Origin of the sequence: Clostridioides sp. ES-S-0001-03 (assembly GCF_020676075.1) — a bacterium.
Taxonomy (GTDB): domain Bacteria; phylum Bacillota; class Clostridia; order Peptostreptococcales; family Peptostreptococcaceae; genus Clostridioides.
Map to the genome: position 1 here is coordinate 50148 of NZ_JACVWJ010000004.1, position 25580 is coordinate 75727.

Sequence of the window (25580 nt, forward strand, 5' to 3'; positions counted from 1 at the left end):
CCTGTCAATTACTTCATTAAAAATTCTATTGATTGTGTAAAGCAAAAAAATGAGGGAGTGTTTTTATGAATCTAATTGATATTTTAAACAAAGTTGATGCTTTTATTTGGGGACCGCCCCTGTTGGTACTACTAGTTGGTACTGGTATATTACTTACTGTTAAACTTGGCGTTGTGCAAATAACAAAACTTCCACGTGCTCTTAAGCTAATATTTGCTGCTGAAAATAAAGGTAGTGGTGATGTTTCAAGTTTTGCAGCTTTATGTACTGCATTGGCTGCTACAGTTGGTACTGGTAATATCGTTGGGGTTGCCACAGCAATTAAAGCTGGTGGACCTGGTGCACTTTTTTGGATGTGGATAGCTGCATTCTTTGGGATGGCTACTAAATACTCAGAAGGTGTCCTTGCAATAAAATACAGAACTAAAGATAAAAATGGTCAAGTATCTGGTGGACCTATGTACTACATAGTAAATGGTATGGGAGAAAAATGGAGACCTCTTGCAATATTCTTTGCTATAAGTGGTATATTAGTTGCACTTTTAGGAATAGGTACTTTTACTCAAGTAAATTCAATAACAGACGCTATCAATAGTAGCTTTGGAGTGGACCCTAGAATTACAGGTGTTGTACTAGCAGTATTTGTAGCTTTAGTTGTATTTGGAGGTCTTAAAAGTATATCTAATGTTGCTACTAAGATAGTACCTTTTATGGCAGTTATCTATATTGTAATCTGTGGAGTCATTTTAATATCTTATTGGAATAAAATACCTGAAACTTTTGTATTGATAATTAAAAGTGCATTTACACCTACTGCTGCAACTGGTGGTTTTCTAGGTGCAACTATGTCACTAGCAATTAGAAATGGTATCGCCCGTGGTGTATTTTCAAATGAATCTGGTTTAGGTAGTGCTCCAATAGCAGCTGCTGCTGCTAAAACTGAGTGGCCAGCAGAGCAAGGACTTATCTCTATGACAGGAACTTTTATAGATACTATTATAATCTGTACACTTACTGGATTTTCTCTTGTTATATCAGGTGTTTGGTGTTCAGACTTAAATGGTGCTGTTATGACTCAAGCAGCTTTTAATGGTGCTATTCCTACATTTGGACCAATATTACTTACAGTTAGCTTAACATTATTTGCATTCACTACAATTTTGGGGTGGAGTTATTATGGAGAAAGATGTTTTGAATTCCTATTTGGTGTAAAAGGTATGAATGGATATAGAACTGTATTTGTAGCTATGGTATTATTAGGTGCATTCTTAAAGTTAGAAGTAGTTTGGATAATTGCTGATATTGTAAATGGACTTATGGCAATACCTAACTTAATAGCTTTGCTTGCACTATCACCTATAATAGTATCTGAAACTAAAAAATACTTTGAATATATAAATTCTCCAGAAAATCAACTAAAAAGAAATGCATAAGTAGAAATATATAAATAAAAAATATAAAACCCTAAACCAATATAAGAATCGATTTAGGGTTTTATATTATTTTTGTTTTAAATGAATATATCAGATTAAATATATTTACTTAGGAAGTACTACACTATATAAAGAAGCTAATATCTATTATAGTTCATCTATTTAATTTAAATCATCCTAATTAAAATTTTATTTCATCTGGATATTTCCATGCTTTAAATTCATTAATATCTACTGCCTTAGGTTCTTTAAATTGATTTAATACTAAAGACCTATAGTATATTTCTGCTACTTCTTCTACATATCTCGATTTTAACAAAGCATCTTCAAGGTCATTACTTACAGTTGTCAATCCATGCCTTTCTAATAAACATGCATCCGTATCTAATAATAACTTTGAAACACTTTTGGCTAGTTCCAAAGTCCCTGGTCTTTCATATGGAGCTATGTCTACATAACCACCATAATTAACTGACTCATATACAATTGGTATAATTGGTTTATTTGCCACTGAAAATGCTGTTGCATAGAGAGAATGTGTATGCGATATAGCATTTACATTTGCTCTCACTTTGTATATTTCAATATGCATTAGTACCTCACTACTAGGTTTAATACCTTTCTCAGCTTCTATTACATTCCCATCCAAGTCTAATACACAAATGTGTTCTGTCTTCAATTCTTCTCTTCCTATACCTGAAGGTGTTATAAGTATATATCCAGTATCCTTATCTCTAATGCTAAAATTACCAGCTTTTTCCTTACACAAGCCATAATTCTCTGCTTTAATTGCTACTTCTACAATTTTAACTTTTAAAGATTCTAGCATAATTTACCTCCAGATAGTTATTTTTGACCATAGTATGCATTTTTACCATGTTTTCTTGAAAAATGCTTGTTCATAAGTAATCTATCCATAGTATTCTCAGGACTCATTAATTCTGTATAATATGCCATCTTTGCAACTTCTTCTAAAACCACTGCATTATGAACAGCCTCTTTTGCATTTTTACCCCAAGTAAAAGGACCATGGTCATTTACAATTACTCCTGGACAGTGTATTGGGTTTTTCCCCATAAATTCTTCAACAATTACATTACCAGTTTCTCTTTCATACTCACTACTTATTTCTTCTCGAGTCATTTTTCTAGTACATGGTATACTTCCATAAAAATAGTCTGCATGAGTAGTCCCACATGCTGGTATAGATTTACCTATTTGAGCCCAAGTTGTAGCCCAACTTGAATGTGTATGTACTATACCTCCTAATTCCTCAAACTCTTTATATAAAACTAGATGAGTTGGAGTGTCTGAAGAAGGTCTTAATCTACCATCTACTATATTCCCATCTAAATCAACTACTACCATATCTTCTACAGTCATCTTATCATACTCAACACCACTTGGTTTTATTACTACTAACCCTTTTTCTCTATCTATTCCACTTACATTTCCCCATGTATAAGTGATTAATCCTCTTTTAGGTAATTCCAAATTTGCTTTTAATACTTCTTCTTTTAGAGTCTCTAACATTCTGATTCCTCCTATATTTTTTTGATAAAATTTATTTTTAGTTTACTTTTATTATTGATTATATTTATTTAGAATGATTTTGCAGTACTAACTATATTTTCTACAGTCAATCCATAATAGTTTAATAGAGATTCTGGATTTCCTGATTGACCAAATTCATCATTTATACCTATCCTCTTTACTACAACAGGGTATTTCTCGCTTAAAACTTCTGTAACAGCAGAACCTAATCCACCTATTACACTGTGTTCCTCTACAGTTACCACCTTACCAGTATTTTTAGCTACCTCTACTATAAGTTCACTATCAATTGGTTTTATAGTTGATATATTAACTACCATAGCTTCAAGTCCCTCTTTACTTAATAATTCAGCAGATTTAATAGCTTTTGAAACCATTATTCCAGTTGCAATTATAGCTACATCTGAACCTTGTCTAAGAATCTCGCCCTTTCCAATTTTGAAATTATAATCATCATTATGTATATCTTCAGTAGTTGCTCTTCCAAGTCTTAGATATACAGGACCATTGTAATCTACAGCAGAAAATATAGCTTTCTTTGCTTCTATTCCATCAGCAGGATTTAATACAACCATATTTGGTATACCTCTCATTAAAGATATATCTTCTATAGCTTGATGGCTTCCTCCATCTTCTCCTACTGTTACTCCTGCATGAGTAGCTGCTATTTTAACATTTAAGTTTGGATATGCCACAGAGTTTCTTATTTGTTCATAAGCCCTTCCTGCTGCAAATATTGCAAAGGTACTTGCAAAAGGTATTTTTCCACAAGTAGCAAGACCTGCTGCTGTACCAATCATGTCACCTTCTGCTATCCCCATATCAAAAAATCTATCTGGAGCAACTTCTTTAAATGATATACTTTTTGTAGCTTTTCCTAAGTCTGCATCCAATACTACTATATCTTTATTTTCTGCAAGTTCTTTTAACACTTGTCCGTAAGCTTCTCTAGTTGCTATTCCCATTCCTATAGACCTCCTTCTAAATCTTTCAATGCTTGTTCTGCTTGTTCTGCATTTGGAGCTGTTCCATGCCATGCAGCATTATTTTCCATAAATGAAACACCCTTACCTTTTACAGTTTTAGCTATTATTACTGTTGGTTTTCCTGTAACTTTTTTAGCTTCATCTATTGCATTTCCTATTTCATCAAAACAATGTCCATTTATTAGTATTACATTCCATCCAAAAGATTTAAATTTGCCATCTACTGGACTAACATTCATTACTTCTTCATTAGAACCATCTATTTGTAATCCATTTAAGTCAACAAATGCAATTAAGTTGTCTAATTTATAATGTGATGCTGTCATTGCAGCTTCCCATATTTGTCCTTCTTGAATCTCGCCATCTCCTAAAATAGTGTATACTTTATAGCTTTTATTATCTAATTTACCAGCTAATGCCATACCATTTGCAGCAGATAAACCTTGTCCAAGAGAACCAGTAGACATATCTACTCCTGCTAACTTTTTCATGTCTGGATGTCCTTGTAACTTAGAAGTAAATTTTCTTAAACTTATTAAATCCTTTTTTTCAAAATAACCTCTTTCTGCCAAAGTTGCATATAATGCTGGTGCAGAATGCCCTTTTGATAATACAAATCTATCTCTATCTTCATCATTAAATTTTATAGGGTCTATATTCATTTTTTCAAAATACAATACAGTTAATATATCTACTATTGACAGCGAACCTCCTGGGTGTCCAGACTTAGCTTCTGTTATACTTTTTATAATACTTATTCTTATGTTTTTAGCTATTTGTTTTAGTTTTTTATTCATTTTTATACCTCTTAAATTTTTATATTTCTACTAGGATTTTATTAAAATTTATTTCTCTGTTTGCCATTTTACGCAGAAATTCTCCTACCTCATTAAGACCTATTTTATGTGAAATCATTGGTGTAAAAATAATATCTCCTTTTCCCATAAAATCTAATGTTGCGGTCCATGCTCTTCCAGGATAAGGACTTGTATATGAATTCCAAGAACCTTTCAAAGTAAGTTCTCCACGTAATATGCTCTCCGTAGCTTTTGCACTAAGTGGTAATTCTGTATGCGAAATACCTACAAATACTATAGTTCCTCTTTTTTTTGCTATAAGTAGAGATTGCTCTTGAGTAAACCTACTACCAGCAGTCTCTATGACAATATCAGCACCACCATTAGTTATTTTTTTTATTTCTTCAATTGCATCTACTTCTTTTGAATTTACTGTATAGTTCGCTCCTAGACCTTTAGAAAGTTCTAGCTTTTCATTGAAAATATCAACAGCTATAATTTTAGATGCTCCAAAAACCTTTGCCCATTGTAAAGCAAACTGACCTATTGGACCACACCCTAGTACAACTACACTATCTCCTACCTTAATATCTGCTTTTGCAATCCCATGATATGCTATAGTTGCTGGTTCAATTCCAGCAGCAGTTTCATAATCTAATGTATCTGGTAATTTTAAAACATGCTCTTCAGGAACTTTCACATACTCTGCTAAAGCTCCATTTACTCTTGTCCCAATTATATTGTAGTCATTACATAATCCGAAATTCCCCTCTTTACAATAACCACATTCTCCACAAGGAACTAATGGGGCAACAGCTACTCTATCTCCTACTTCAATACTCTTTACTTTTGACCCTACTTTAGCAACTTCACCAGAAAACTCATGTCCTAAGATTAATGGATATGCTGTACATCCACTCAATCCACTAACCATAGACCTAGGTAAATCCGAGCCACATATTCCAACATATTTAACATTTACAAGTACTTCTCCATCTGTTATTTCTGGTATATCAACCATTTCATATCTAACATCACCTATATCGTATAGTACTGATGCTCTCATCTTATTTGCCATATAAACCTCTCCCTTCATGCTATACACTTATATATAGCAATATTTATGCCATACAAAAAACAAATAATTCATATCTACAAATACCTTACATACAAAGCATTTTGACAGTGTATAATACATTTTATAAAATCAAATTACATTATTGTATAAATATAAAAAAATATGTTTTAAATAACAAAATAAAATTCATAAAATTAATAGTTGAGTACAATAAAACAGAATCCTAATATTTATCAAAATAAAAAGAAATCTACATTTCATTTATAGATTTTCAGATAATCTCTGATACTCCTATAAAATCAATTATAGATTTCTTGATTCATTGTATTCTTATATTTAATAAACTTAAGCTATGCTACTACAGGTTCTTCTGCAACATTTTTAAGTGCTTGTTTTTCTAAATATTCAAGTATACTTGTTTTATTCTTTCTAAATAATGCCCATAAGACAAAGTAAATTACAACTGCTAATCCTATATAAATTGGATTTGCACTTAAGAATGCAAAGAACACTAACCCCATCAAAGGTTTTCCTAGTATATTGAAACTTGTTATAAGCATAGCTCCAGCTGGTATAGCAACACCTACACTTGTAGCCATATCTGTAAATAATGGAGCTGTAGATGTACATATATATAATCCTAATCCAAACCATATTATACCTGAAACTATTACTTTTGGTATATTACCATTATGTACTGCAACTAAACCTTGTACCATATATGGAATTGCAAGTAAGTCTACAACTGGTAATACCTGATTACCTGGAAGTATCATAGCTACTACAAGCATTATTGGAATTAAGATAAGACCTGATATTAAAGTTGCAGGTTCACCATATCCCACAGCATCATTTACTGCTATATACCACTCGCGATTTCCAGCTTTTTGCATAATCTTTCTAGCAGCTTCTGTTATAGGTGCAAATGCTTGAGCAAACATACTTGCTACTTTTGGGAATATTGCCATAACAGCACTTGTAGATATACCAACTTTCATTATTTCTCCCCAAGCTTCCATAGTAGTTATTCTAGTCATATTACCTAGTATACCAATAAACATACCCAAGAAAAGACCTAGAGTAATCGGCTCACCTAAAAATCCTAATTTCTTTTCTAATTCTTTAGGGTTTAACTTTATTTTATTTAGTCCAAGTTTGTTATATATAGGGTCTGCAAATACTGCAAAGACAGAAGCTTCAACATTGTGCATAGCTATTATTGTACAATTAGGATATCTATAATAACTAGACCATCTCTTCGCAACTAATTCTGATATTAATAAACTGTATAAGTTTAACAAGACCATACACCCTATACCTAAAGGGAAATTGCCTGTCACTCCTATTACCATTGCTCCCCAAACCATATAAGAATAATTATTCCATAAATCTGATGGTTGGAATACATCTGTCCACTTTACTAAAAATAAAATAGTTTGCAATAATATTCCAAGACCTAAGTATATCATACCTGCACTTGTTGAAAATGCAACTAATGATGTAGCTTGCCAACCAACATCAAACACAGGTAAATTTACTCCTGTACTATCTACCATTCTATTAATTACTGGTGTTATTATTGGTGTAAATGAATTTAATATTAACGTAAAACCTTGCAAAGCAACACCTGCATATACAGCTGAAAGAAACGATTTCTTAGTAGTCACTTTAAATATTTTTGCTATTATGAATATTATAATTGGAACTATAATTGCAGAACCAAATGTATCGATTATAGATTTCATAAATGTTAACATCTTTTACCCTCCTATTTCTAAACATTTATCAAATTAATTAAATATGTCTAAATAAATATCTTTTTGTTGTCATTTTTATTCTAATAAATTCTTAAATGATGCCACTTTAATTAAATTTATTTTGATAGTAGTTATTTGAATAATAGTTTATTATAGTATCTAAATTATTAATTTAAATACTATAAACACTATTTATTTAAACTATCAATAACCTTTAAAACTTCTTCAAAGAATGCATCTTCTCCTATACCAGTAAGACAAGCAAATGCATTTATAGTTGGTATTCCGTAATCACCTGATTGAAGTGGGCTTGTAAATGTTATAAAATCAAATCTTCCTGATTGTGCCAAATTTAATGCTTCTGTTGGTCTAGCCTCTGTTGTTGTAATAGATATACCCTTATCTCCTAATACTTCTTTTAATTTACCTGCCACCATTGATGATGTAACTGTTCCTGAACCACATACTGATAATACGTTAAATTGTTTCATAATAATTTCCTCCTAATATTATATTTAAGTTTTATTTTATATAAATTAAATTGCTCAAAAGTTAATACTGCTTTTAAGTTTCTAATTTTCTATTATTTACTTCTAAAACATCTTTTCATTATATTTCTATAAAATTTAATAATTCAGCTACTTCTTCTTTTGTTGATGCATTTTTTATATCTCTCAACAGCTTTATATTCTGAAAAACTGACATTAAATCTTTTAATAATTTTACTTGAGAGTCTGGATTCTTTACTGCTAGTAAAAATACAAGCTCCACATCTAATTTATCTGTTGGGTCTATCATTGAATTAAATTTTACTGGATTTTTCAATATTCCTACAGCTACATTAGATTCATTTACATGTTGTGAGTCTGTATGTGGAATCGCAACACACATTTCTCCAATATTAAGCCCTGTAGGTAATGTTTTTTCTCTTTTCAAAACGGCATTTATATATGTATTTTTTACATATTTTTTTTGATACATTTTATTTCCTAATTCTCTGATAATACTTTCATAATCATTAGCTTCTAAGTCTAATGATATTAAATCTACATTCATTACTCTAACTCCTCTCAAATTGTTGCTATATCTATATATTTTTAAATTTATCAAATATAATCTTCTTAAAATCTTCTTTATCAAAACACTGTTTAGCACTATTCATAAACTTTTCATCTTTTAAAATTTCAAGAACATTCTTAACAATATCTTTATCATTAGTCTTAAAAACTGGCATAAATACAAAATTCACATTGCCTACACCCCAGTCAATAGGGTTTTTTAATTTAATAAAAACAAATCTTGTACTATTTACTGTAGAAGAATCTCCATGAGGTACACCTGTAGCCCCTTTAGAATAGGTTGGAAGCATTTCTTCTCTATGTAGAACTGAATCCAAATAATCTTTTTCTACATATCCTTTATTGATAAGAATTGAACATACATATTCTAGTAAATCCTTTTTAAAATATATATCTGGCTCAAATATTACTAAATCCTCATCAAGCATTCTTCCATATCCTTTAATTTGACTATCATCTTGCTTTTTTGAAAGATAGATATCTAGGTTTTTAAAAACATCTTTATTATATGGAATAAAATTTATACCTGGTATTTTGGGATTTATTGTACCAACAATGGCTAATATATTATTTTTTTCTCTTAATTTTTCAATTTTATAGGGAAGATTCTCATCCAAAGCACTCATTTGATAACATTTAGTATTGTTGTACTTTTCTTCTAATGTTTTGCTTATGTACTTAGCGGTTCCCTCTCCAGTAAGACATAGGGCTACAATTGCATTGGTTTTATCTATGTGCTTTTCCAGTTCATAATTATATCCCATCCTATCTTTTACAAGAGAAAAAAACATTTCATCAAGTTCTTCATCTCCCATAGAAACTTTCCTAGCTGCTTCTAATGCCATTAAAAGATCTACTCTATCAATAGTTTTAGTATTTATGTTAGTTCTCTTATTTACTATTTGTCCTATATTTGTAAGTGACCCAATATCAACTAAAAATAATATTCCTTTCCCTTGGTCTATTATTTTTGACAACTCCACCGCCTTGTTATATATATTCATTGGTTTTTCATCTAAAGGCATGTCTATGGCCACAGGAAATTTTACTCCCAAAAGCTCTTTAACAACATTTACAGTTTCTGTAGCTATACGACCATGAGAGATTATTATCAATCCAACTTTATCTTTTTTTACTTCATTCTTTAAGGCTGATTTTATATAAAGTGTTATAAATCCAATCTCATCTTCTGGAATCTTAATTTCATTTGTATCTTCAATTTTTATTGCAAAACGTTTTGCTATTTCATATTCTTTTGAAAAATCTATTTTTATTTTTTCTAAGTTTACATTTATTATCTTTTGATTTAGTTTAATCCTTTTTATTGCTTCTTCTAAATGTATTGCTAGATATTTAAATGCATTTTTATTTACTTCTAAATTAGTATTTTTTTCAATTATATTATTCATTAGCTCTTTTACCAGTTTTACTAGACTATCACTTACAAAGCTATTTAAATCACTCATTGAGAAGATTTCTTCATCGTTTTCTAGATTGAACTTTATGTCAGCAAATCTATTTAAAACAAAAGTCCATAAAATGTTTTCTATGTCAATATCTTCAATATCTAGAGACTTTAAATCATAATACTTCTTTTCAATTGTTTTATATATATCCTCTGGTAATATGTACTCATCATTCACAATATTTTCTTTTATTGAGGATTCCTCTACATTAAATGGTATAAATATAGCATTTTTTAAATACTTTCTTATTTCTGTGTATTCAACCTCTTGAAAAGCAGCATCTTTGAAAGAATCCTTAAGCTTTAAAACTTCATTTATATCTACTACTACTATTGATTCACAATCTTCATCTTTAGAATTTATAAACTTCATAAAAGCTCTTGCACAAAGAACCTGAATCATATTTTGTAATTGCCCTATATTTCCACTAAATTTTTTTAATGCAAGTATTTCAATCACATTTTTATCTACAAATATTTTTGCATTTATTCTGTTACACTCTTGTTGAAAGATATTGTATATAAGGTCTATTTTTTCTTTTAACAGTCTATCATGTAATGATGGTAATGTTATTAGCATTGGTATTCTTCTTCTAAATGTCAACAATAAATTAGTCTCTACGTTTTCAGTAGTTGCTCCAATCAGTATCATGCTTACCTTTCTTTCAGCATTAGTTTCACCTAATCTTCTAAATTTGCCTCTGTCTAAAATAGAAAATAGTATTTCTTGACCTTTTGGAGGTAATCTATGAATTTCATCTAAAAATAAAACTCCTCCATCAGCTTCTTCTACAAGACCTGGTGTATCATATTCAGCTCCTGTAAATGCACCTTTTTTATATCCAAATAATAAAGATAACAATAATTGTGGATTATCACTGTAATCAGCACAGTTAAATACAACAAAATTAGAATTTTCTTTTATTACCTTTTTTTTCTTTGCAAACTCATACATATGTTTAGAAAATAAACTCTTACCAACTCCACTTTCTCCTACAATTAAAGTGGGAAGACCTTTTGGAGGATACAATATAGCAGACTTTGCTTGTTCTACAGCATTTCTAAGACTTCCCTTATTTCCAATCAAAGTTTCAAACGGGTCGCTTGATTTTTCTTCAATTACCTCTACGATTTCCATTTCTAAACTTTCTTTAGGTAAAATTTCCTCTACAACTCTTCTTGATATATTGAATCCTTCTGTCATCAACTCTCTGGTAATTTCTGAAATAGAAATATCCTTGCTGTTTTGCAATATTGCTGAAATCGCTGACTTTAAATAAGGATATCTTCTTTGTCTCGAATTACTTATATTGAGTTCTTTCCTTAGATTAGTTATATTTTCTCTAGTTGTATTTAAAAACTTTGCTATTTGAACATCTGTTAGTGGGTCTTTTTTATTTTCTGTATTTATGATGTTTACAAGTTTATCTCTCAACTCCATGCTTGATAACTCCTTTCTTGATAAATATATAAGCAACTATCGTGCCATACTTATTTCAATACTTTTTTTCTTTGCAACGCTTGTAAATGACTACTTTTTCATAAGCATTCATACATTTTGATAAACATTTGCTTTTTGTACATTTAGTAATTTACTAAATGTATTAACTGTTTTTGATTGCTGATATTATAATTCATAATATAGATTATCATATAAATTAGTTATAAAATTAGGATTGAAAAGTTTATTTAATTAGATATAATATTATATATCTACTCAACAAAGAATTTATGAACCCTTATGCTTTTAACACTTTCTGTTTTTAAATTTTAATTCGATATAATAGTATTTTATTAAATGCTCATATACACAGTAATTTAATCATATCTCTAACTGAGGCATGACTTTATATGACATATTATACTATTTTATTTATAAAAATAATTTACAAGTATTAAAATTACACACAGAGAGGAAAATAATATGAAAACATTTAAATCTGAAGCTTTATTGAAATACTCTGCAAAAGATATATTTAATATATTTATAAAATCTGCAAGACTAAATTTCCCTAATTTTAGCGAGAAGAGGGCGGTAGGTACATTTGTACAACAAAAAAATAATAAAAGATTTAAGGTTGAAATAACTAATTTTGAGAAGAATAGAATATATGAGATAAAAACAAGCAATAACAGAGAAAGTTTTATTACTAGATATGAACTTATACATATTGATTTAGAAAATACAAAACTTATTTTCACTGAAAGTGAAAGTGATAGAAATATATTTGGAAAAATTAATTCACTTATTGTAAGAATCTTATTTGGAAAAAGACAACCAGATGAATTTAATAATTTTATAAAAAAATTAGAACTAGAACTAGCAAATAAAAAGATTAATTCATAAATATAAATTAAATACTATTGTACTTAAAAACAATTAAATATATTTATTATAGAAATTAAATAGTTAAATAATTTATACTATAAGATAAATAAGGAGTACTTTTAATTATCTTTATTCTATGCGATTACCTAATAATAAAAGCTGTAGATTTTACCTACAGCTTTTTTAGATACTACTTATTTACATTGTTAAGACCTTTTGAATCTTATTGAAATACTTTATTCGCCTTAATACTCATAGTAGATTACATCTTTATACTCATCAAAAATCTTCTTATTTAACTCATCTCCACCGTCTATATTTGCACTATAAAAAATTGGTGGATTCTTTAACCCTCTATTAACTAACTCTTGAGTAACTTGAGCTATAATAGAATTCATAACAGTGGTTGCAATTACAGTAGACGTTGGACTAACTTTTTGATTTAGTCCATCTATGTCTACACAGGCATCTCCCTTTTGACCATGATTATCTATTACTAAATCACACACCTCATAAAGATTTTTTCTTGAAGAATGTCTTGAAGATACGCTCTTTGAATAACTTAAATTAGTTATACATATTACTGTTGCCATCTTTTTTTTAGCTTCTATAGCAAACTCTATACTTACTGGATTTCTACCAGATACTGAGTGAACTATAACTACATCTCCTTCTTTAATTGGAGTCTTATCAGCTAGAGCTGCACCATATCCTTCTAGCCTTTCCATCTTACTAGTGTGAGTTATCGGTGCTGTATCTAGCATTAGAGATTTTGCAAATACTGGATTTATAAGAACACATCCACCTGCCCTGTAGAATAATTCTTCTGTTAGTATTCCTGCATGTGAAGCCCCAAAGGAAAATATAGCACTTTTGTTTTCTATTGCCTCAACAAGGATTTGTACTGCTTTTTCCATATTGACTTTTTCTTCATTTTCTATTATGTCAATTAATCTTTTTATCTCATCTATGTATTTAAATTTCATACTTATAAGACTCCTCCAAATAATGAACCTATAAACTTACTGATTATACCAAATAGTGAAAGGTCGTTACCACCAAATATTAGTATCCAGTTTTTAATAGTTCCTGAGTAAATTACAGCAGATATTCCTACTAAAGCTACCATAAGTATTGCAGCTACAGCTGTACCTATTATAGCTCCACGTATACCACCTTGCGATTCTCCTATTACTGCTGCTGCTCCGCACTCAAAGAATGAAGTTATAACAAGTGGTATAATTAACATGTTAAATATATTGAAGTAGTTACATATTAAAATCATAGCTGTAGATGTTAACATAGCAACTAAAAATCCTATTAATACAGCATTTGGCTTATAGTTAAATAGTATTGGACAGTCAAAAGCTGGTAGTGCGTTTGGTACAACTTTTTCTGATATACCTTGGAATGCTGGCATTATTTGATTTATTAACATTCTTACCCCATGAAGCATGATTATAAGACCTGCCCCAAAAGAAAGACCTTGCTTTATTGCATATGTTCCAATAAACTCATTAGCATCCTTAAACGCCTCTGGTATTACTATTCCAACAACTATAAACATTAAAAATACTGCCATTCCACCACTTATAGATATTTCTCTAAAGAATGATAAACTTTGAGGTATGTTTATATCTTCTGTAGACTTTTCTTTATTTCCTACTAACTTAGCTACAAACCCTGATACAAGTGCTAAACAACCTGCTGGATGCCCTAGTGTAAAAGATTCATCTCCAATAACGTCAAATACATACTTTCTTAATAACCATGGCATTATTGACCAGTAAAGTGCTGATAGTACTGCTGCAAAAGCTATTAATACTCCACCACCTAATCCAGCTTCAACTCCTGATGCTACAAATATAAACGGAAACCAGTAAAGCATGTGACCTGTTAAGAAGATTGTCTTAATAGGTGTAAATCTTGCTATCATTAAATGAAGAGCTAGACCTACAAACATAGCTAAACCTATAACTCCTCCATAACTTGCAGTAAAAGTAACATCACTTAAACCTTCTGTTACCGCACCACCACTTATACTTTGGAAAGCTCCATTAATTGGTGCTATCGAACTGACTAACATACCTGTTCCAGTTTCCATAATTATGATTCCAAAAGCTGCAAGTAATGCCCCCTTTATAACATCTGATGCTTTCTTTTTCTGTAATATAAGACCAAATGCTGCTATTAATCCAATTAGCATAGACGGATTACGTAAAATATTATTTGAAATAAAATCAAGCATTATATTTTTTTAGTGATAGGTTAACTATTTAAGTTTTCTACCACTAAAATCCCCCTCTCTTGCTTACTATTTTTAATTTCAGTAAGCTTTTATTTTATGTCGATTAACTTAAATTTACTTTTAAATTTACTTTTTTAAATTTATACTATTTCTTATCATTTAAAAAGGTTTGAATAACTTCTGTAACTTCTGCTAAGTCCATATACTTCTTAACTGGATATACTGGTACATTGCAAGTTCCTTTTAATTCATTTAATAATTCTTGGCTTGTAAATATACAGTCACAATCAGCTCCTCTAGCTGAGTTTATATCTGTATTTTCTACTTCACCTTCTATACTTAACTGCTTTAAAACCTTTTGTATCGTCATTTTTAATACCATTGATGAACCTACACCAAATCCACATACTGCTAATATTTTCATTTTAAATTCCTCCTAATTTTGTTTATTTATAAGTTCTAGTATTGAGGTTTTGTCTCCATTAATTATTAAATTTATATTTTCTTCTTCATACATCATTTCTGAAAGTGATGCTAATGCTCTGATGTGAGTAGTGTTATCTATAGCAGCTAGTACCATAAATATATTCACTGGCTTTCCTAATAAATCAACCTCATCTTTTACTATAAGTAAAGACATGGCAAGTTTGTTTACCCCTTCTTTAGAACTTGCATGTGGTAGAGCAAATCTATCAGCTAAAACAATATAAGGTCCATACTTTTCAACTGACTTTATCATATTTTCTATATACAAGTCTTCTATAGAGTTGTCTTCTAACAATGGTTTTGAGGCTATTTTTATTGCTTCTTTCCAATCTTTAACATTTTTTATTATATTGACCCTATCTTCATTAATTAATTCCTTTAACATTGGTTGATACATCTCTCCTTCATCTATCTTATGTGTTATGTTTAATAAGTCAGCTTTTAGTGATTCTTCGTTATTAATAACTCCATTTTTTCTTATCGCCTGTATTATCAGTTCAAGATTGAAATACTTCTCATTTTCTTTTACACTTATGAGTTTGTTCATCAGTAATTGAATGTCTGATGTTGTTAAAAGAGGATTCACAACTATTACATTACTTACATTTTGTATGTCTATGGTTGTAATTATGTAATCATAGTATATATTTACTTCTTTTAGTTGCTTAATAGATACTATACCTACTATTTCTATAGTTGGTATGTATTTGTATAGCTGTATTTCCAAACTCTTTGATACCATAAGACCATTAGGACAAACTAGTAAAACTTTATTCTTTCTTAGACCATTATCTCTAGAACCTCTTAAGTATCCTCCAAAATATGCTGCTATAAATCCTATTTCTTCTTCTCTTATACCTTCAAATACAGGAAACTCTTCTTCATTTTCTATAATTGACTTTATAATCTTATAAAGTGACTTATGTTTATACTTCGTTTCGTCTAGCATAGGGTTGCTAATAGGAAACTTAAATCTTATTCTGTTGTAAGAAGAATGCAAGTGCCTTAAAATATTTTTTTTAAACTCATGTTTACTTTCTAATTTTATTGCTGTATTTACTTCAAACTTGTCTATAAGTTTATCTACATATTCTTCAACAACATCTTCCTTAACTTCACTATTTAAACTAGGAAGTGAACTTACATAAGCACATACATAGGCTTGTTCATTTTCATTAGCTTCTTCACACAAAAGTTCTTTACAATTATTAAAGTAACTAATTTTTTTAGCTTCATTTAGATATTTATAAGAATACAAGGTTTTCCCATCTCTTATTCTTTTATTTAGAAACTTTGTAAACTTAGTTAAATTTAATAAAGAGTAATCTGTAAGGTTTATGCATCCCTTTGTATCAAAGTCAGTTACTTCCTTACTTATAGAATTAATTTCTAATACATTTTCTTGTGTAAGTAGCAAGAAAAGTTCTCTAATAACATATTCATCACCTATTACTTTGTACTTTCCCTTGTACTCTAATTTTAGTCCCATTGTTTGAAGGTGCTTTTTTATATCAGTTATTGTTTGTACTACTGTGTTTTTTGAAAGTAACATTTCATTTGTTAGTTTTTCTATTGATATTTTTTCATCATGTAATATCTTGTTTAATATAAAAGTTTTTCTATATTCACTATCTAGAAATTTATCTTCTTCAGCTGAAATTATTTTTCTTACATTACCTAAGTTACCTTCAAATATAAATTTGTGCTTTATATTTTTTATATTACCTCTTTTTCCTAGTTCTTCATTTATAGATAGGATATCGTAATAAACAGTTCTTTTTGATACATTAAACTTTTCTTGTAGCTCTTGTGATGTTACATTGTTATTTTTAATAATAAAATCTAATATTTTTTTAGCCCTTTCCTTCATACTGCCTCCTTAATTTTATTATCTATATTTTACATACATAGTGCCATACCAAATAATTGCACATGATTTTACCTTATTCTATAATTTTGCACAGTTTAACCCTAATCTAAAAGATAAATGATACTAAAAAGTATTTTTTAAAAAATATGGGAATGGCATAGATTATTTTTTCAAAAAAACAATCTATACTGAGTAAAAAATCCCTAAGTTGTGTCTACTTAAATAAATAGTACTGTAATGATTTAATACAATCAAATACAATTATTACCATACAGATTGAAATAAGTATCTTTGCTAAAATCAGAAAAACACAGAATTTAGTATGAAGGTATGATACGATATATTTAACAAATAAATTGAAAGATAACAAATCAACCATCAAATAAAATAATGTCTATTATATTTATTATCAAGAAATTTTTGAAAGTAAGGAGAATTCGTATGGAACTGTTTAGCAAAAATAAAAAAGAAACAAAAGTCGAAAAATCAGAAGTAAAGCAGTATATTACTGGGGCAGGTAGCTGTATTGTCAGCAAATCGATTCTCAATGGAACATCAAAACTGAGGTGGCTTTTTAGAGAGCATAGTGAGTTTGGAAATGGATGGATTGCTTTTGGTGATACAGATACACAAGAGTATGTAGACAATCCCAAGAATATGGCAATTGTAGATTTTAATACACTTATTAACGTTGAACCAACTACTTTGAATATTTTTTATATGCCCATAGGAACTGATTTAGAATTTCACTCTAATAAAAGTGGAAAATATTTTATTGATACAAATACAGGAAAAGAAATTAGAGAACAAGTTAAACATCCTGCTCAAATAGCATTTGAAAAAAACCTAAAATTTCTAAATCATGAAAACTATTCAATAGAATTCTTTCAAAGCTTGTTTCAAAGAAGTGAGAAACTTGAACCATTCATTATAGGAGAAACAGATTTCCCAAGTGGAGAAGTTGTCCTTGCAGACCCTCTTGCGTATTTAGGTAGTGAATATATGACTTATTTAGAAAGAAAAATACCTGTTGGAAGTTATTCGGTAGAAATTTCTATCTGCCATTCTAAAATTGCAGGACTTAGAATTGCAGCATCAAGATTGATTATCAATGACAAAAAACCTATCAAGTATGAAATTGCAATGCCAAAGGGAAAGAAATGCGAAGATTTTGGAAAGTCAGGAGCATGGACTTTCTTTGGTGTGGATACAGGATTAGCCTGTTTTTCAGACGCAAAAGTTGCAAAGGAGTATAGTAATTTTATAACAAAATGGCAAAATGAAAATCCAGGTAAAAACAAATATAATGATTATTTTGCAACACTTTTTCAAAAAAGTCATGAAATGCATCCAAATTTACAGAATAAAAATGGCAATTTCTTACTTTTAAAATTACCACAAACATCCTACAGATTAATTATGTTCACAAGCGGTATAGGTGATGGTATTTACAGCGGATATTGGGGGCTTGATGCAGATGGAGAGGTCGCAGAACTTGTAATCCCATTTATGAATCCAACATATTTTTAAGATATTAGGTTGATTATCAGTTTAAATTTATCATTAATATTAGTATTATACACAATATATGTTTGCCTCTATAAGAAAATATTTTGAAAAATACAATTTTCTTATAGAGTTTTTTTATAATTACTTTTTAATTACCTTTTTTCATTAGAAAGATATCATCTTTAGACATATTTTTGAATATAAATACTACAAACATTATTTCTTTTTATTTTTTGTTCTTGAAGCATGCTTAATAATCCATTGACATTCTTTTGTTATATTTTCTGTTTGCCAACTAGAAATAATTAATTCAAATTTATCTTGCTCTTCTTTGTATAAATCATTTAGATTATTTGCTACACTCTTTTGAATTGTTTTATCTGTATCATTTTTTAGATTAGACAATAATTCAAAATAAGTATCAAAGTATTCTAAGGCAACATACATTTTTTTTGCCCATGGCAACCGTATTCTGAGGCATTCACTGGCTAATCGACGAACTCTTTTATTACTATCTTTACTCCATTTTAAAAGCAATTCCATAGACTGTTCAGGAAAATTATTTATTATAGTACGCATACAATATTCACTAGTAAATCTTTTTGTCAACTCCTTACTGAAAGTTGTACTTACTTCAAAATTTTCTCCACCAAACTTCTCTACATACTTTCCAATGGGCCATAACCAATAACCCTCTGTAAACATGCCTAAACTGCCTTCTAACTCTGGACCTAATATATTCTCAAAAACATTAATAGTATCTGAATAGTTTAAATTGATAGACTTTTTTAAAGCATTTGCTAATAACTCTTGCCTTTCATTGAATTCTAACAATTCAATAGTTGGTTTTGTTAGTGAAAAAAACTCATTAATAATAAATTCTGGATATACTGATTTTATTTTTTCAGCTAAGAAGTTTACATATTCAATGTCATAGTAGTCTTTCACTTTCTTAGCCATCTTTTCTAAACCCTGTCAATAAATGAGAAATCGCTTTATAAACTTGATTTTTATCTAAAATATTGCTTTCTGCAAGAAAAATAGATAAATCATTTAATGCACCAGAAATCATATGTGAAATCATATGAATATCAAACTCTATTAATTTCCCATTTTTTTGTGCAACTAAGAGTTGTTCTTCCAAAAGTAAAACAGAATTCTCATTATCCATTTTTTTCCACTCTGTCCATTCTATAATATTGGGTGCTTCGATTAATAATATTCTTTTGTTAGATTCTAAAGTAGCTGATTGTACAAATCCAACACAACCTAAAATTAACTGTTCCCATATATCTTCGGATTTCATAGCTTCTTTTTCTACATTTAATCCAACTTCATACTGAACAAGATTTAAAACTGCTTTAAATAGATTTTTTTTATTTTTAAAATGGTGATATACTGCACCTCTAGTCATATTAGCTTCTTCTGCGATAGCTTCTAATGATGTCTTCTCATAGCCATAAGTAGAAAAATGATTACGTGCAATAGCAATCAAATTTTTTGTAGTATTTATAGATGCTAATTCTTTTTTATTTTTGTTCATTTTCTTTACCCGATTTCTTATAATTTTTAAGATACTCATTTGATGGCGGAATTATTTGAATAATATCAACCAAAATTTTACTTGGAGTTTCAATAATAAAATGTCTTTGTCCAAATTCTTCATTTTTTATATCTAATAAAAGTGATGATTTTTTTCTACTAATTACTTCTGAATATACAGTGTTTACGTCATTAACTTCAATATTAAGAATAAGGCCTTCACACTGTTTTCTATAAAGTTTAGGTATTGAATCATGTGAACTATCAATCAATGCCAACTCAAATTCATCATTGTCTTTTAAGCTAATATACCAATCATTATTAAAGGTTTCCTTGAAATCAAATAATTCTATAAAAAAATCTGCTTCTTTTCTTATATCATTGCACATTAGTACAGGATAAAAACTATTTTTCATAAAAATAATTTCCTTTATATTTGGTATCATCAATATAACATACGTACAGTATGTATGTCAAATATTTTTGAATAAAGGAGATTGAGAATTTATTTTAAAAGAAATATCTAAATTATCTTATAATCTTCCAGTTACTATCGTTTTTGAACAACAAGAGTGGGGCGAAACAATACATTTCAACTGATTTAATTTTTATTTCAAAATCTATTTTAGATTTTCATGACATAAAAATATACTCCCTTCATAGCATCAGTTGTTATTATTTCAACTGTATACTTATAAAGGGAGCATATCAAAATTTCCAGTAATATTGAATAAGAAAAATATATTTACACAAATCTATCTATATTCTCATAAAATTAATTAAAAGTATTCCTTTCTTTAAAAGTACCTATATAATTGTTTTGTAAGAAATCTTTCAATATCTTAATTTTTCTGTAAAAATTATATTATATCTTGAAATTTTATTTTAATCTATCTTTATTTCTTCTTCATATTTTTGAAATTCTAAATTTGCTTTAAACAAATCTCCATCTATCTCTATATAGAATTTTCCACCTTGTAAGTTTACTAAATCTCTTGCAATAGCAAGTCCTAACCCACTACCTTCAGTATTTCTTGATTCGTCAGCTCTTTTAAATCTTTCCATAATTTCACTTGGGTCAAAATTTAACTCATATGAAGATATGTTTTTCATAACCACCTTTACATTTTCACCATTTTCATAAACATCTATATAAACTCTAGTACTTTCTAAAGAATATTTAGCTATATTTGATAATAGATTTTCAAAAACTCTATACATTCTTCTTCCATCTGCCCATATATACACTTTTTCATTTGGAACATTTAGTCTTATACTTAAATTATTTGTAGATAACTTTTCTTCTAGTTCACCTATACTTTGCCTTAAGAGTTGCACCAAATCAATTTTACTAATTTGTAACTCTATATTTCCACTACTTACTCTACTTGCTTCAAATAAATCCTCTATCAATAATTTTAACCTCTTTGACTTTGATTCTAGTACATTTATATAATCGTTTATATATTCTGGTTGTATAGAATCTTCTTTTTTAATTAAATCTACATAATTTATTATAGAAGTAAGTGGAGTTTTTAAATCATGAGATACATTAGTTATAAGGTCAGATTTCATCCTTTCACTTTTTACCTGTTCTTCTATTGCTTTATCCAGACCTTCTCCAATATTATTTATATTTTCTGCTAAAGATGTAAAATTATCATTTCCACTAATTTTTATCTTATAGTCTAATTCACCATCTTTTATTTTTTCGGTACCTTCTATAACATAACTCAAATAAGAAAGCCTTTTGGTTATATAAAGTGCAAAACCCAAAAATATACATATAGAAAATAACAATCCTAGGCTCACACTTTGAACACTAATTACAATTGTTAAAACCAAAGATATTATTACTATACCAATAACTTTTCTTGCTAAAGATACTTTTTTTATAGCGTTAATGACCTCCCTTACAGTTTTTATTAACCATAAAATCACCCTTACTATAATACTTGACTTAAATATACATATTTTATTTTCTAAATGACTTAACTGAACAGTTATAAAAAATATATTATTTGAAATTAGTAATGATGCTATAGAAATTAGTAATATAATATAAATATCATAGGATGTATCAATAACATACAGAAATAGAAGTATTATTGAGGTAACTATTATTACTGCATTAAATTCCATAGGTATTTTATTGTATATTAATAAAAATACATTGTCTTTCTTTAATGCCTTGTATTTAATTCGTTTACATAATATAATGGACAATAAACATATAATAGCTAAAATTAAACTAGCTACAAAAAATAATTTCACTTTTTCTGTAGCTTGCTTAAACGTTTCAAAGTTATTGTATACAATTCCATCTTCAATACTTAACTCTTTAGGAAAAGATACATAGGCTTCAAAAGCTTTATCCATACCATTTAGTTTTAAATCGATATTATTTAATTCAGATTTTTTTCCATTTAGTTTTTTAGTATAGGAACTTTTTTCTACTCCTTCTATTATTTCTACATCACAATAACCCTTTATGTTTTGCTTAAATTCATCTAAATCATTATATATTGTGTTCGTATAATACTCTCCTGTATATGTATTTCTAATATACATTTTTACATTTTTTAAAGAGTCTAAGTATTCTATAGATGATAGTTTATCATTTACAAAGTTATCATAATCATTATTTAAAGCAACATTTTTTCCGTTTCCTTCTGATTTTGAATCCTCATAATTTAATTTAAGTTTTTCTTCTTTGGTGTATCCACTACTTACAGATAGTTTCAAATTATATAATAAATCTTGAATTGTACTTTCATCAAATATATTGCTGTCATAAAAATCATCAGATATTCGAAAAATTCCACTATTTGTAGAAGTTTTTTGTATATTGTGTTTAGGTTCAGCAAGTCCTATTGATGCAAATAGTATAGCTAATGGAAACGAAATAGATACTATTATTAATGCTACTAACTTTAATGCTCTATATTTTTCCAAGTTGTTCACCTCATCTACATCGTCAATATCTTATATAAAATAAAATTCAATACAAGCATAATTCCCATAGAGTACACTAAGCTACTTGAGAAGAAGTTAAAACATATAAGAATTCCTAATATTTGTGTAAAAGTAAAAACGACTAAAATCAAAATGCAATTAAATATTAAACTCTTTTCTTTCATAAGTTTTCCGCTAAAATTTTTCAATCTTATAACCAACTCCCCACACCACCTTTAAAAATCTTGGTTCTTTTGGATTTATTTCAATCTTTTCTCTTATTCGTCTAATGTGTACTGCTACTGTATTTTCTGAATTAAAACTTTCTTCATTCCATACTTTTTCGTATATCTCATCTATCGAGAAGACTCGTCCTTTATTTTCTAAAAGAAGTTCAATTATTTTATATTCAATTGGTGTCATTTTTATATTTTCGCCATCAATCTTAACTTCTTTTGTCAATGTATTTAGCTCTAGAGCCCCACTTTTTAAAATTTCTTTACATGTATCTTCATAGTTACCTAAGGTTACATATCGCCTTAAGTTTGATTTTACTCTAGCTACAAGTTCTAATAGATTAAATGGTTTTGTTATATAATCGTCAGCTCCAATGTTTAATCCCATTATTTTATCTGTATCTTCACTTTTTGCTGAGATTAAAATTATTGGTATATTTCTTTCTTCACGTATTTTTACAGTTGCCTTGATTCCATCTAATTTAGGCATCATTATGTCCATTAAGATTAGATGGATATCATTTTTTGTTATTACTTCTAATGCTTTCATTCCATCATATGCTTTATGTATTTTAAATCCTTCTGATTTAAGATATATCTCTATTGAATCAACAATCTCTTTATCATCATCTACTACTAATATATTGTACATATTTTCACTTCCTCTATTGTATAATAATCCTTATATTTATTATACAATATCTTTCACTCCCTTTCTCAATAATGACTAAATTGTTATATTGTATTATCTTACATTTTTATAATTTTTCTTTATATCTATATAATAGAATATAAATCTTAAGAAAATATTATCCTAAATCTTAAATATTTCTTAAGATTTAAGATAAATTGAGGTTTATTTGAATTAATTAATTTGAATTATGTTGTTTTCAGATTACTTTCATTTAAGTATTTTGATTGGATTCAGCTGAATTAATGTATATAAATTCTTATTGAGTAGTTTTTATTTTCTAGGAGAAAGAATGGTGGAAGAATCATATTTTACTAATTTTCTTCCACCATTCTTCCTCCCGAATATAATTAGAAGCATTTATTTCACTGCAATAATAGCTACTTATTTAAATTCAATTCTTATACATCCTATCTACTATATACTATACATATCCTATTAAAATTTATATAAACAGAAGATAAACTTATTTCATTTTTTTAACATGTTCAGAATAATAAACAAAATGAAGGTAGAAAAAGTTATAATTTCATACCTTCATTTTGTTTATTATGTATCTATTTGTCATTTTTTTATTTCAAATTCTTAAAATATTCTTCGAGTTCAATTAATTTATCTTCATCCACTATCACTAAAGTTTTTCAAATAAGAGAATTTAGCTGAATATATCCATCTAATTTTTACCATATAACCTATATGAATTGCATATACCTTAGTTGTATTTTTTATATAATCTAGTTATTTCAATATAATTACTAAATATGTTACTAATAAATTTATTTATTTTATTGGCATTTATTATATTGTTTATTAGAATGAATTTAATAAAATTTTTAAATAAAAGGATATTGATAAAATGAGAGTAGCTGAGTATTTGTCACATAAACCTATAGTAGCAGTAGATAATCATGATAGAATTGATGGAAAGTATGCAAACAATTCTGATGCAAAAGCTTTGTCTTTAGAAAAACCCCAAAACAAATTGAGCATTTCCAATACTTACACATATACAACTCTCTTAAATTTGCAGTGAGTGGCTAATAGTGCAATTGATAACACTTATCAAAGTCTCTCAACACCTTATATTCCAACTGTTAAACTATACTTTAGTAGAAAAATCGCACACTACAAAACTTCTATATTTTTATTATATCATAATAATATTATTTTTGAATATGTGTACCAATTTGTGGTATAATAAAAGCAAGAAGAACTACAATCTATTTAGACGTAGAGTGAAGTTCAAATACTAATGTTTATTCTTTTTGAACTTGATTTTTAGTTCAAAACTAAAGTCACTCCTGCCAGAGTGGCTTTTTACTTTTTTAAATAACTTACTAATATAAGTAAACTATTAAACTGGCAACTAAACTGGCTAGTATGCCCTGTAAAAAATTATCCATACATATTCACCTCCCTTCTATACCTTGGGAGGATAATCTTTTGTATGAACTCCACTCTATAAATTGTAGATTACATCTTCTTGCTAAAAAGATTATAACATATAACTTTTACATATTTTACCTATTATATATTTAACTAAGCAAATTTGAACAAAGCAAAAG

At 28.4% G+C, this 25580-nt stretch carries 22 protein-coding genes; 4 read left to right on the top strand and 18 right to left on the bottom strand.

Annotation, left to right across the window (positions count from 1 at the left end; genetic code table 11):
- Window positions 1–65 precede the first annotated feature (65 nt).
- Window positions 66–1433 carry an alanine/glycine:cation symporter family protein gene (locus IC174_RS09270; RefSeq protein ID WP_227437321.1) on the top strand — a complete coding sequence of 456 codons (1368 nt, stop codon included), beginning with the start codon at window positions 66–68 and terminating at the stop codon, window positions 1431–1433.
- Between the two features lie 181 nt (window positions 1434–1614).
- On the opposite strand, the gene IC174_RS09275 is transcribed toward IC174_RS09270, so the two are convergent.
- The 9 genes from IC174_RS09275 to IC174_RS09315 form a co-directional block, all read right to left on the bottom strand.
- Window positions 1615–2262, bottom strand: a complete 648-nt coding sequence (locus IC174_RS09275) for a class II aldolase/adducin family protein (protein ID WP_227437322.1) — start codon at window positions 2260–2262, stop codon at window positions 1615–1617.
- A 17-nt stretch (window positions 2263–2279) separates the two neighbouring features.
- Window positions 2280–2966 carry an L-ribulose-5-phosphate 4-epimerase gene (gene araD, locus IC174_RS09280; RefSeq protein ID WP_227437324.1) on the bottom strand — a complete coding sequence of 229 codons (687 nt, stop codon included), beginning with the start codon at window positions 2964–2966 and terminating at the stop codon, window positions 2280–2282.
- Between the two features lie 68 nt (window positions 2967–3034).
- A complete protein-coding gene (locus IC174_RS09285) occupies window positions 3035–3952 on the bottom strand; it encodes a transketolase family protein (protein WP_227482770.1) in 918 nt (305 codons plus the stop codon).
- A gap of 2 nt (window positions 3953–3954) precedes the next feature.
- Window positions 3955–4776, bottom strand: a complete 822-nt coding sequence (locus tag IC174_RS09290) for a transketolase (RefSeq protein WP_413927188.1) — start codon at window positions 4774–4776, stop codon at window positions 3955–3957.
- Window positions 4777–4789: 13 nt separating this feature from the next.
- Window positions 4790–5848 carry a galactitol-1-phosphate 5-dehydrogenase gene (locus tag IC174_RS09295; protein WP_227482772.1) on the bottom strand — a complete coding sequence of 353 codons (1059 nt, stop codon included), beginning with the start codon at window positions 5846–5848 and terminating at the stop codon, window positions 4790–4792.
- 350 nt (window positions 5849–6198) lie between these two features.
- A complete protein-coding gene (locus IC174_RS09300) occupies window positions 6199–7605 on the bottom strand; it encodes a PTS galactitol transporter subunit IIC (RefSeq protein WP_227432743.1) in 1407 nt (468 codons plus the stop codon).
- 188 nt (window positions 7606–7793) lie between these two features.
- Window positions 7794–8096 (bottom strand): PTS sugar transporter subunit IIB, encoded by a 303-nt coding sequence (locus IC174_RS09305; RefSeq protein ID WP_227432742.1) that lies wholly within the window; start codon window positions 8094–8096, stop codon window positions 7794–7796.
- A 118-nt stretch (window positions 8097–8214) separates the two neighbouring features.
- Window positions 8215–8661, bottom strand: a complete 447-nt coding sequence (locus tag IC174_RS09310; protein ID WP_227432741.1) for a PTS sugar transporter subunit IIA — start codon at window positions 8659–8661, stop codon at window positions 8215–8217.
- Window positions 8662–8692: 31 nt separating this feature from the next.
- The gene (locus tag IC174_RS09315; RefSeq protein WP_227482773.1) at window positions 8693–11590 is read right to left on the bottom strand and encodes a sigma 54-interacting transcriptional regulator; all 2898 of its coding nucleotides are present in this window, start codon (window positions 11588–11590) and stop codon (window positions 8693–8695) included.
- Window positions 11591–12073: 483 nt separating this feature from the next.
- Here IC174_RS09315 and IC174_RS09320 point away from each other — a divergent pair, with 483 nt between their 5' ends.
- Window positions 12074–12496, top strand: coding sequence for a DUF3284 domain-containing protein (locus tag IC174_RS09320; RefSeq protein ID WP_227482774.1), 423 nt, complete (start codon window positions 12074–12076; stop codon window positions 12494–12496).
- Window positions 12497–12723: 227 nt separating this feature from the next.
- Here the strand turns inward: IC174_RS09320 and IC174_RS09325 are convergent, their stop codons facing one another.
- From IC174_RS09325 to IC174_RS09340, 4 genes are all read right to left on the bottom strand, one after another.
- The gene (locus IC174_RS09325; RefSeq protein WP_227482775.1) at window positions 12724–13464 is read right to left on the bottom strand and encodes an SIS domain-containing protein; all 741 of its coding nucleotides are present in this window, start codon (window positions 13462–13464) and stop codon (window positions 12724–12726) included.
- A 2-nt stretch (window positions 13465–13466) separates the two neighbouring features.
- Complete coding sequence (locus tag IC174_RS09330; RefSeq protein ID WP_227482776.1) at window positions 13467–14726, bottom strand: PTS ascorbate transporter subunit IIC; 1260 nt, start codon at window positions 14724–14726, stop codon at window positions 13467–13469.
- A 145-nt stretch (window positions 14727–14871) separates the two neighbouring features.
- Complete coding sequence (locus tag IC174_RS09335) at window positions 14872–15150, bottom strand: PTS sugar transporter subunit IIB (RefSeq protein WP_227482777.1); 279 nt, start codon at window positions 15148–15150, stop codon at window positions 14872–14874.
- 12 nt (window positions 15151–15162) lie between these two features.
- Window positions 15163–17082 (bottom strand): BglG family transcription antiterminator, encoded by a 1920-nt coding sequence (locus tag IC174_RS09340; protein ID WP_227482778.1) that lies wholly within the window; start codon window positions 17080–17082, stop codon window positions 15163–15165.
- 441 nt (window positions 17083–17523) lie between these two features.
- On the opposite strand from IC174_RS09340, the gene IC174_RS09345 reads away from it, so the two are divergent.
- The gene (locus IC174_RS09345) at window positions 17524–18612 is read left to right on the top strand and encodes a DUF2185 domain-containing protein (protein WP_227482779.1); all 1089 of its coding nucleotides are present in this window, start codon (window positions 17524–17526) and stop codon (window positions 18610–18612) included.
- Between the two features lie 195 nt (window positions 18613–18807).
- Here IC174_RS09345 and IC174_RS09350 read toward each other — a convergent pair whose 3' ends face one another.
- The 5 genes from IC174_RS09350 to IC174_RS09370 form a co-directional block, all read right to left on the bottom strand.
- Window positions 18808–19551 (bottom strand): DNA alkylation repair protein, encoded by a 744-nt coding sequence (locus IC174_RS09350; protein WP_227482780.1) that lies wholly within the window; start codon window positions 19549–19551, stop codon window positions 18808–18810.
- Window positions 19544–20134 carry a TetR/AcrR family transcriptional regulator gene (locus IC174_RS09355; RefSeq protein ID WP_227432732.1) on the bottom strand — a complete coding sequence of 197 codons (591 nt, stop codon included), beginning with the start codon at window positions 20132–20134 and terminating at the stop codon, window positions 19544–19546. The genes IC174_RS09350 and IC174_RS09355 overlap by 8 nt, the downstream gene beginning before the upstream one ends.
- Window positions 20121–20549, bottom strand: coding sequence for a hypothetical protein (locus IC174_RS09360; protein ID WP_227432731.1), 429 nt, complete (start codon window positions 20547–20549; stop codon window positions 20121–20123). Before IC174_RS09360 ends, IC174_RS09355 begins: the two co-directional genes overlap by 14 nt.
- 469 nt (window positions 20550–21018) lie before the next feature.
- On the bottom strand, window positions 21019–23088 hold the full coding sequence (locus IC174_RS09365) for a sensor histidine kinase (protein ID WP_255625496.1): 2070 nt from the start codon (window positions 23086–23088) through the stop codon (window positions 21019–21021).
- Between the two features lie 195 nt (window positions 23089–23283).
- A complete protein-coding gene (locus tag IC174_RS09370; RefSeq protein ID WP_227432729.1) occupies window positions 23284–23976 on the bottom strand; it encodes a response regulator transcription factor in 693 nt (230 codons plus the stop codon).
- 895 nt (window positions 23977–24871) lie between these two features.
- Between IC174_RS09370 and IC174_RS09375 the strand changes: the two genes are divergently transcribed.
- Complete coding sequence (locus tag IC174_RS09375) at window positions 24872–25048, top strand: DUF6530 family protein (protein ID WP_227432728.1); 177 nt, start codon at window positions 24872–24874, stop codon at window positions 25046–25048.
- The last annotated feature ends 532 nt before the right edge of the window (window positions 25049–25580 follow it).

Excerpts from the sequence above, each read along its gene's own strand:
- IC174_RS09270 (WP_227437321.1), top strand. The coding sequence starts at position 66 with ATGAATCTAATTGATATTTTAAACAAAGTTGATGCTTTTATTTGGGGA.
- IC174_RS09275 (WP_227437322.1), bottom strand. The coding sequence starts at position 2,262 with ATGCTAGAATCTTTAAAAGTTAAAATTGTAGAAGTAGCAATTAAAGCA.
- araD (WP_227437324.1), bottom strand. The coding sequence starts at position 2,966 with ATGTTAGAGACTCTAAAAGAAGAAGTATTAAAAGCAAATTTGGAATTA.
- IC174_RS09285 (WP_227482770.1), bottom strand. The coding sequence starts at position 3,952 with ATGGGAATAGCAACTAGAGAAGCTTACGGACAAGTGTTAAAAGAACTT.
- IC174_RS09295 (WP_227482772.1), bottom strand. The coding sequence starts at position 5,848 with ATGGCAAATAAGATGAGAGCATCAGTACTATACGATATAGGTGATGTT.
- IC174_RS09300 (WP_227432743.1), bottom strand. The coding sequence starts at position 7,605 with ATGTTAACATTTATGAAATCTATAATCGATACATTTGGTTCTGCAATT.
- IC174_RS09305 (WP_227432742.1), bottom strand. The coding sequence starts at position 8,096 with ATGAAACAATTTAACGTATTATCAGTATGTGGTTCAGGAACAGTTACA.
- IC174_RS09310 (WP_227432741.1), bottom strand. The coding sequence starts at position 8,661 with ATGAATGTAGATTTAATATCATTAGACTTAGAAGCTAATGATTATGAA.
- IC174_RS09315 (WP_227482773.1), bottom strand. The coding sequence starts at position 11,590 with ATGGAGTTGAGAGATAAACTTGTAAACATCATAAATACAGAAAATAAA.
- IC174_RS09320 (WP_227482774.1), top strand. The coding sequence starts at position 12,074 with ATGAAAACATTTAAATCTGAAGCTTTATTGAAATACTCTGCAAAAGAT.
- IC174_RS09325 (WP_227482775.1), bottom strand. The coding sequence starts at position 13,464 with ATGAAATTTAAATACATAGATGAGATAAAAAGATTAATTGACATAATA.
- IC174_RS09330 (WP_227482776.1), bottom strand. The coding sequence starts at position 14,726 with ATGCTTGATTTTATTTCAAATAATATTTTACGTAATCCGTCTATGCTA.
- IC174_RS09335 (WP_227482777.1), bottom strand. The coding sequence starts at position 15,150 with ATGAAAATATTAGCAGTATGTGGATTTGGTGTAGGTTCATCAATGGTA.
- IC174_RS09340 (WP_227482778.1), bottom strand. The coding sequence starts at position 17,082 with ATGAAGGAAAGGGCTAAAAAAATATTAGATTTTATTATTAAAAATAAC.
- IC174_RS09345 (WP_227482779.1), top strand. The coding sequence starts at position 17,524 with ATGGAACTGTTTAGCAAAAATAAAAAAGAAACAAAAGTCGAAAAATCA.
- IC174_RS09350 (WP_227482780.1), bottom strand. The coding sequence starts at position 19,551 with ATGGCTAAGAAAGTGAAAGACTACTATGACATTGAATATGTAAACTTC.
- IC174_RS09355 (WP_227432732.1), bottom strand. The coding sequence starts at position 20,134 with ATGAACAAAAATAAAAAAGAATTAGCATCTATAAATACTACAAAAAAT.
- IC174_RS09360 (WP_227432731.1), bottom strand. The coding sequence starts at position 20,549 with ATGAAAAATAGTTTTTATCCTGTACTAATGTGCAATGATATAAGAAAA.
- IC174_RS09370 (WP_227432729.1), bottom strand. The coding sequence starts at position 23,976 with ATGTACAATATATTAGTAGTAGATGATGATAAAGAGATTGTTGATTCA.
- IC174_RS09375 (WP_227432728.1), top strand. The coding sequence starts at position 24,872 with ATGAGAGTAGCTGAGTATTTGTCACATAAACCTATAGTAGCAGTAGAT.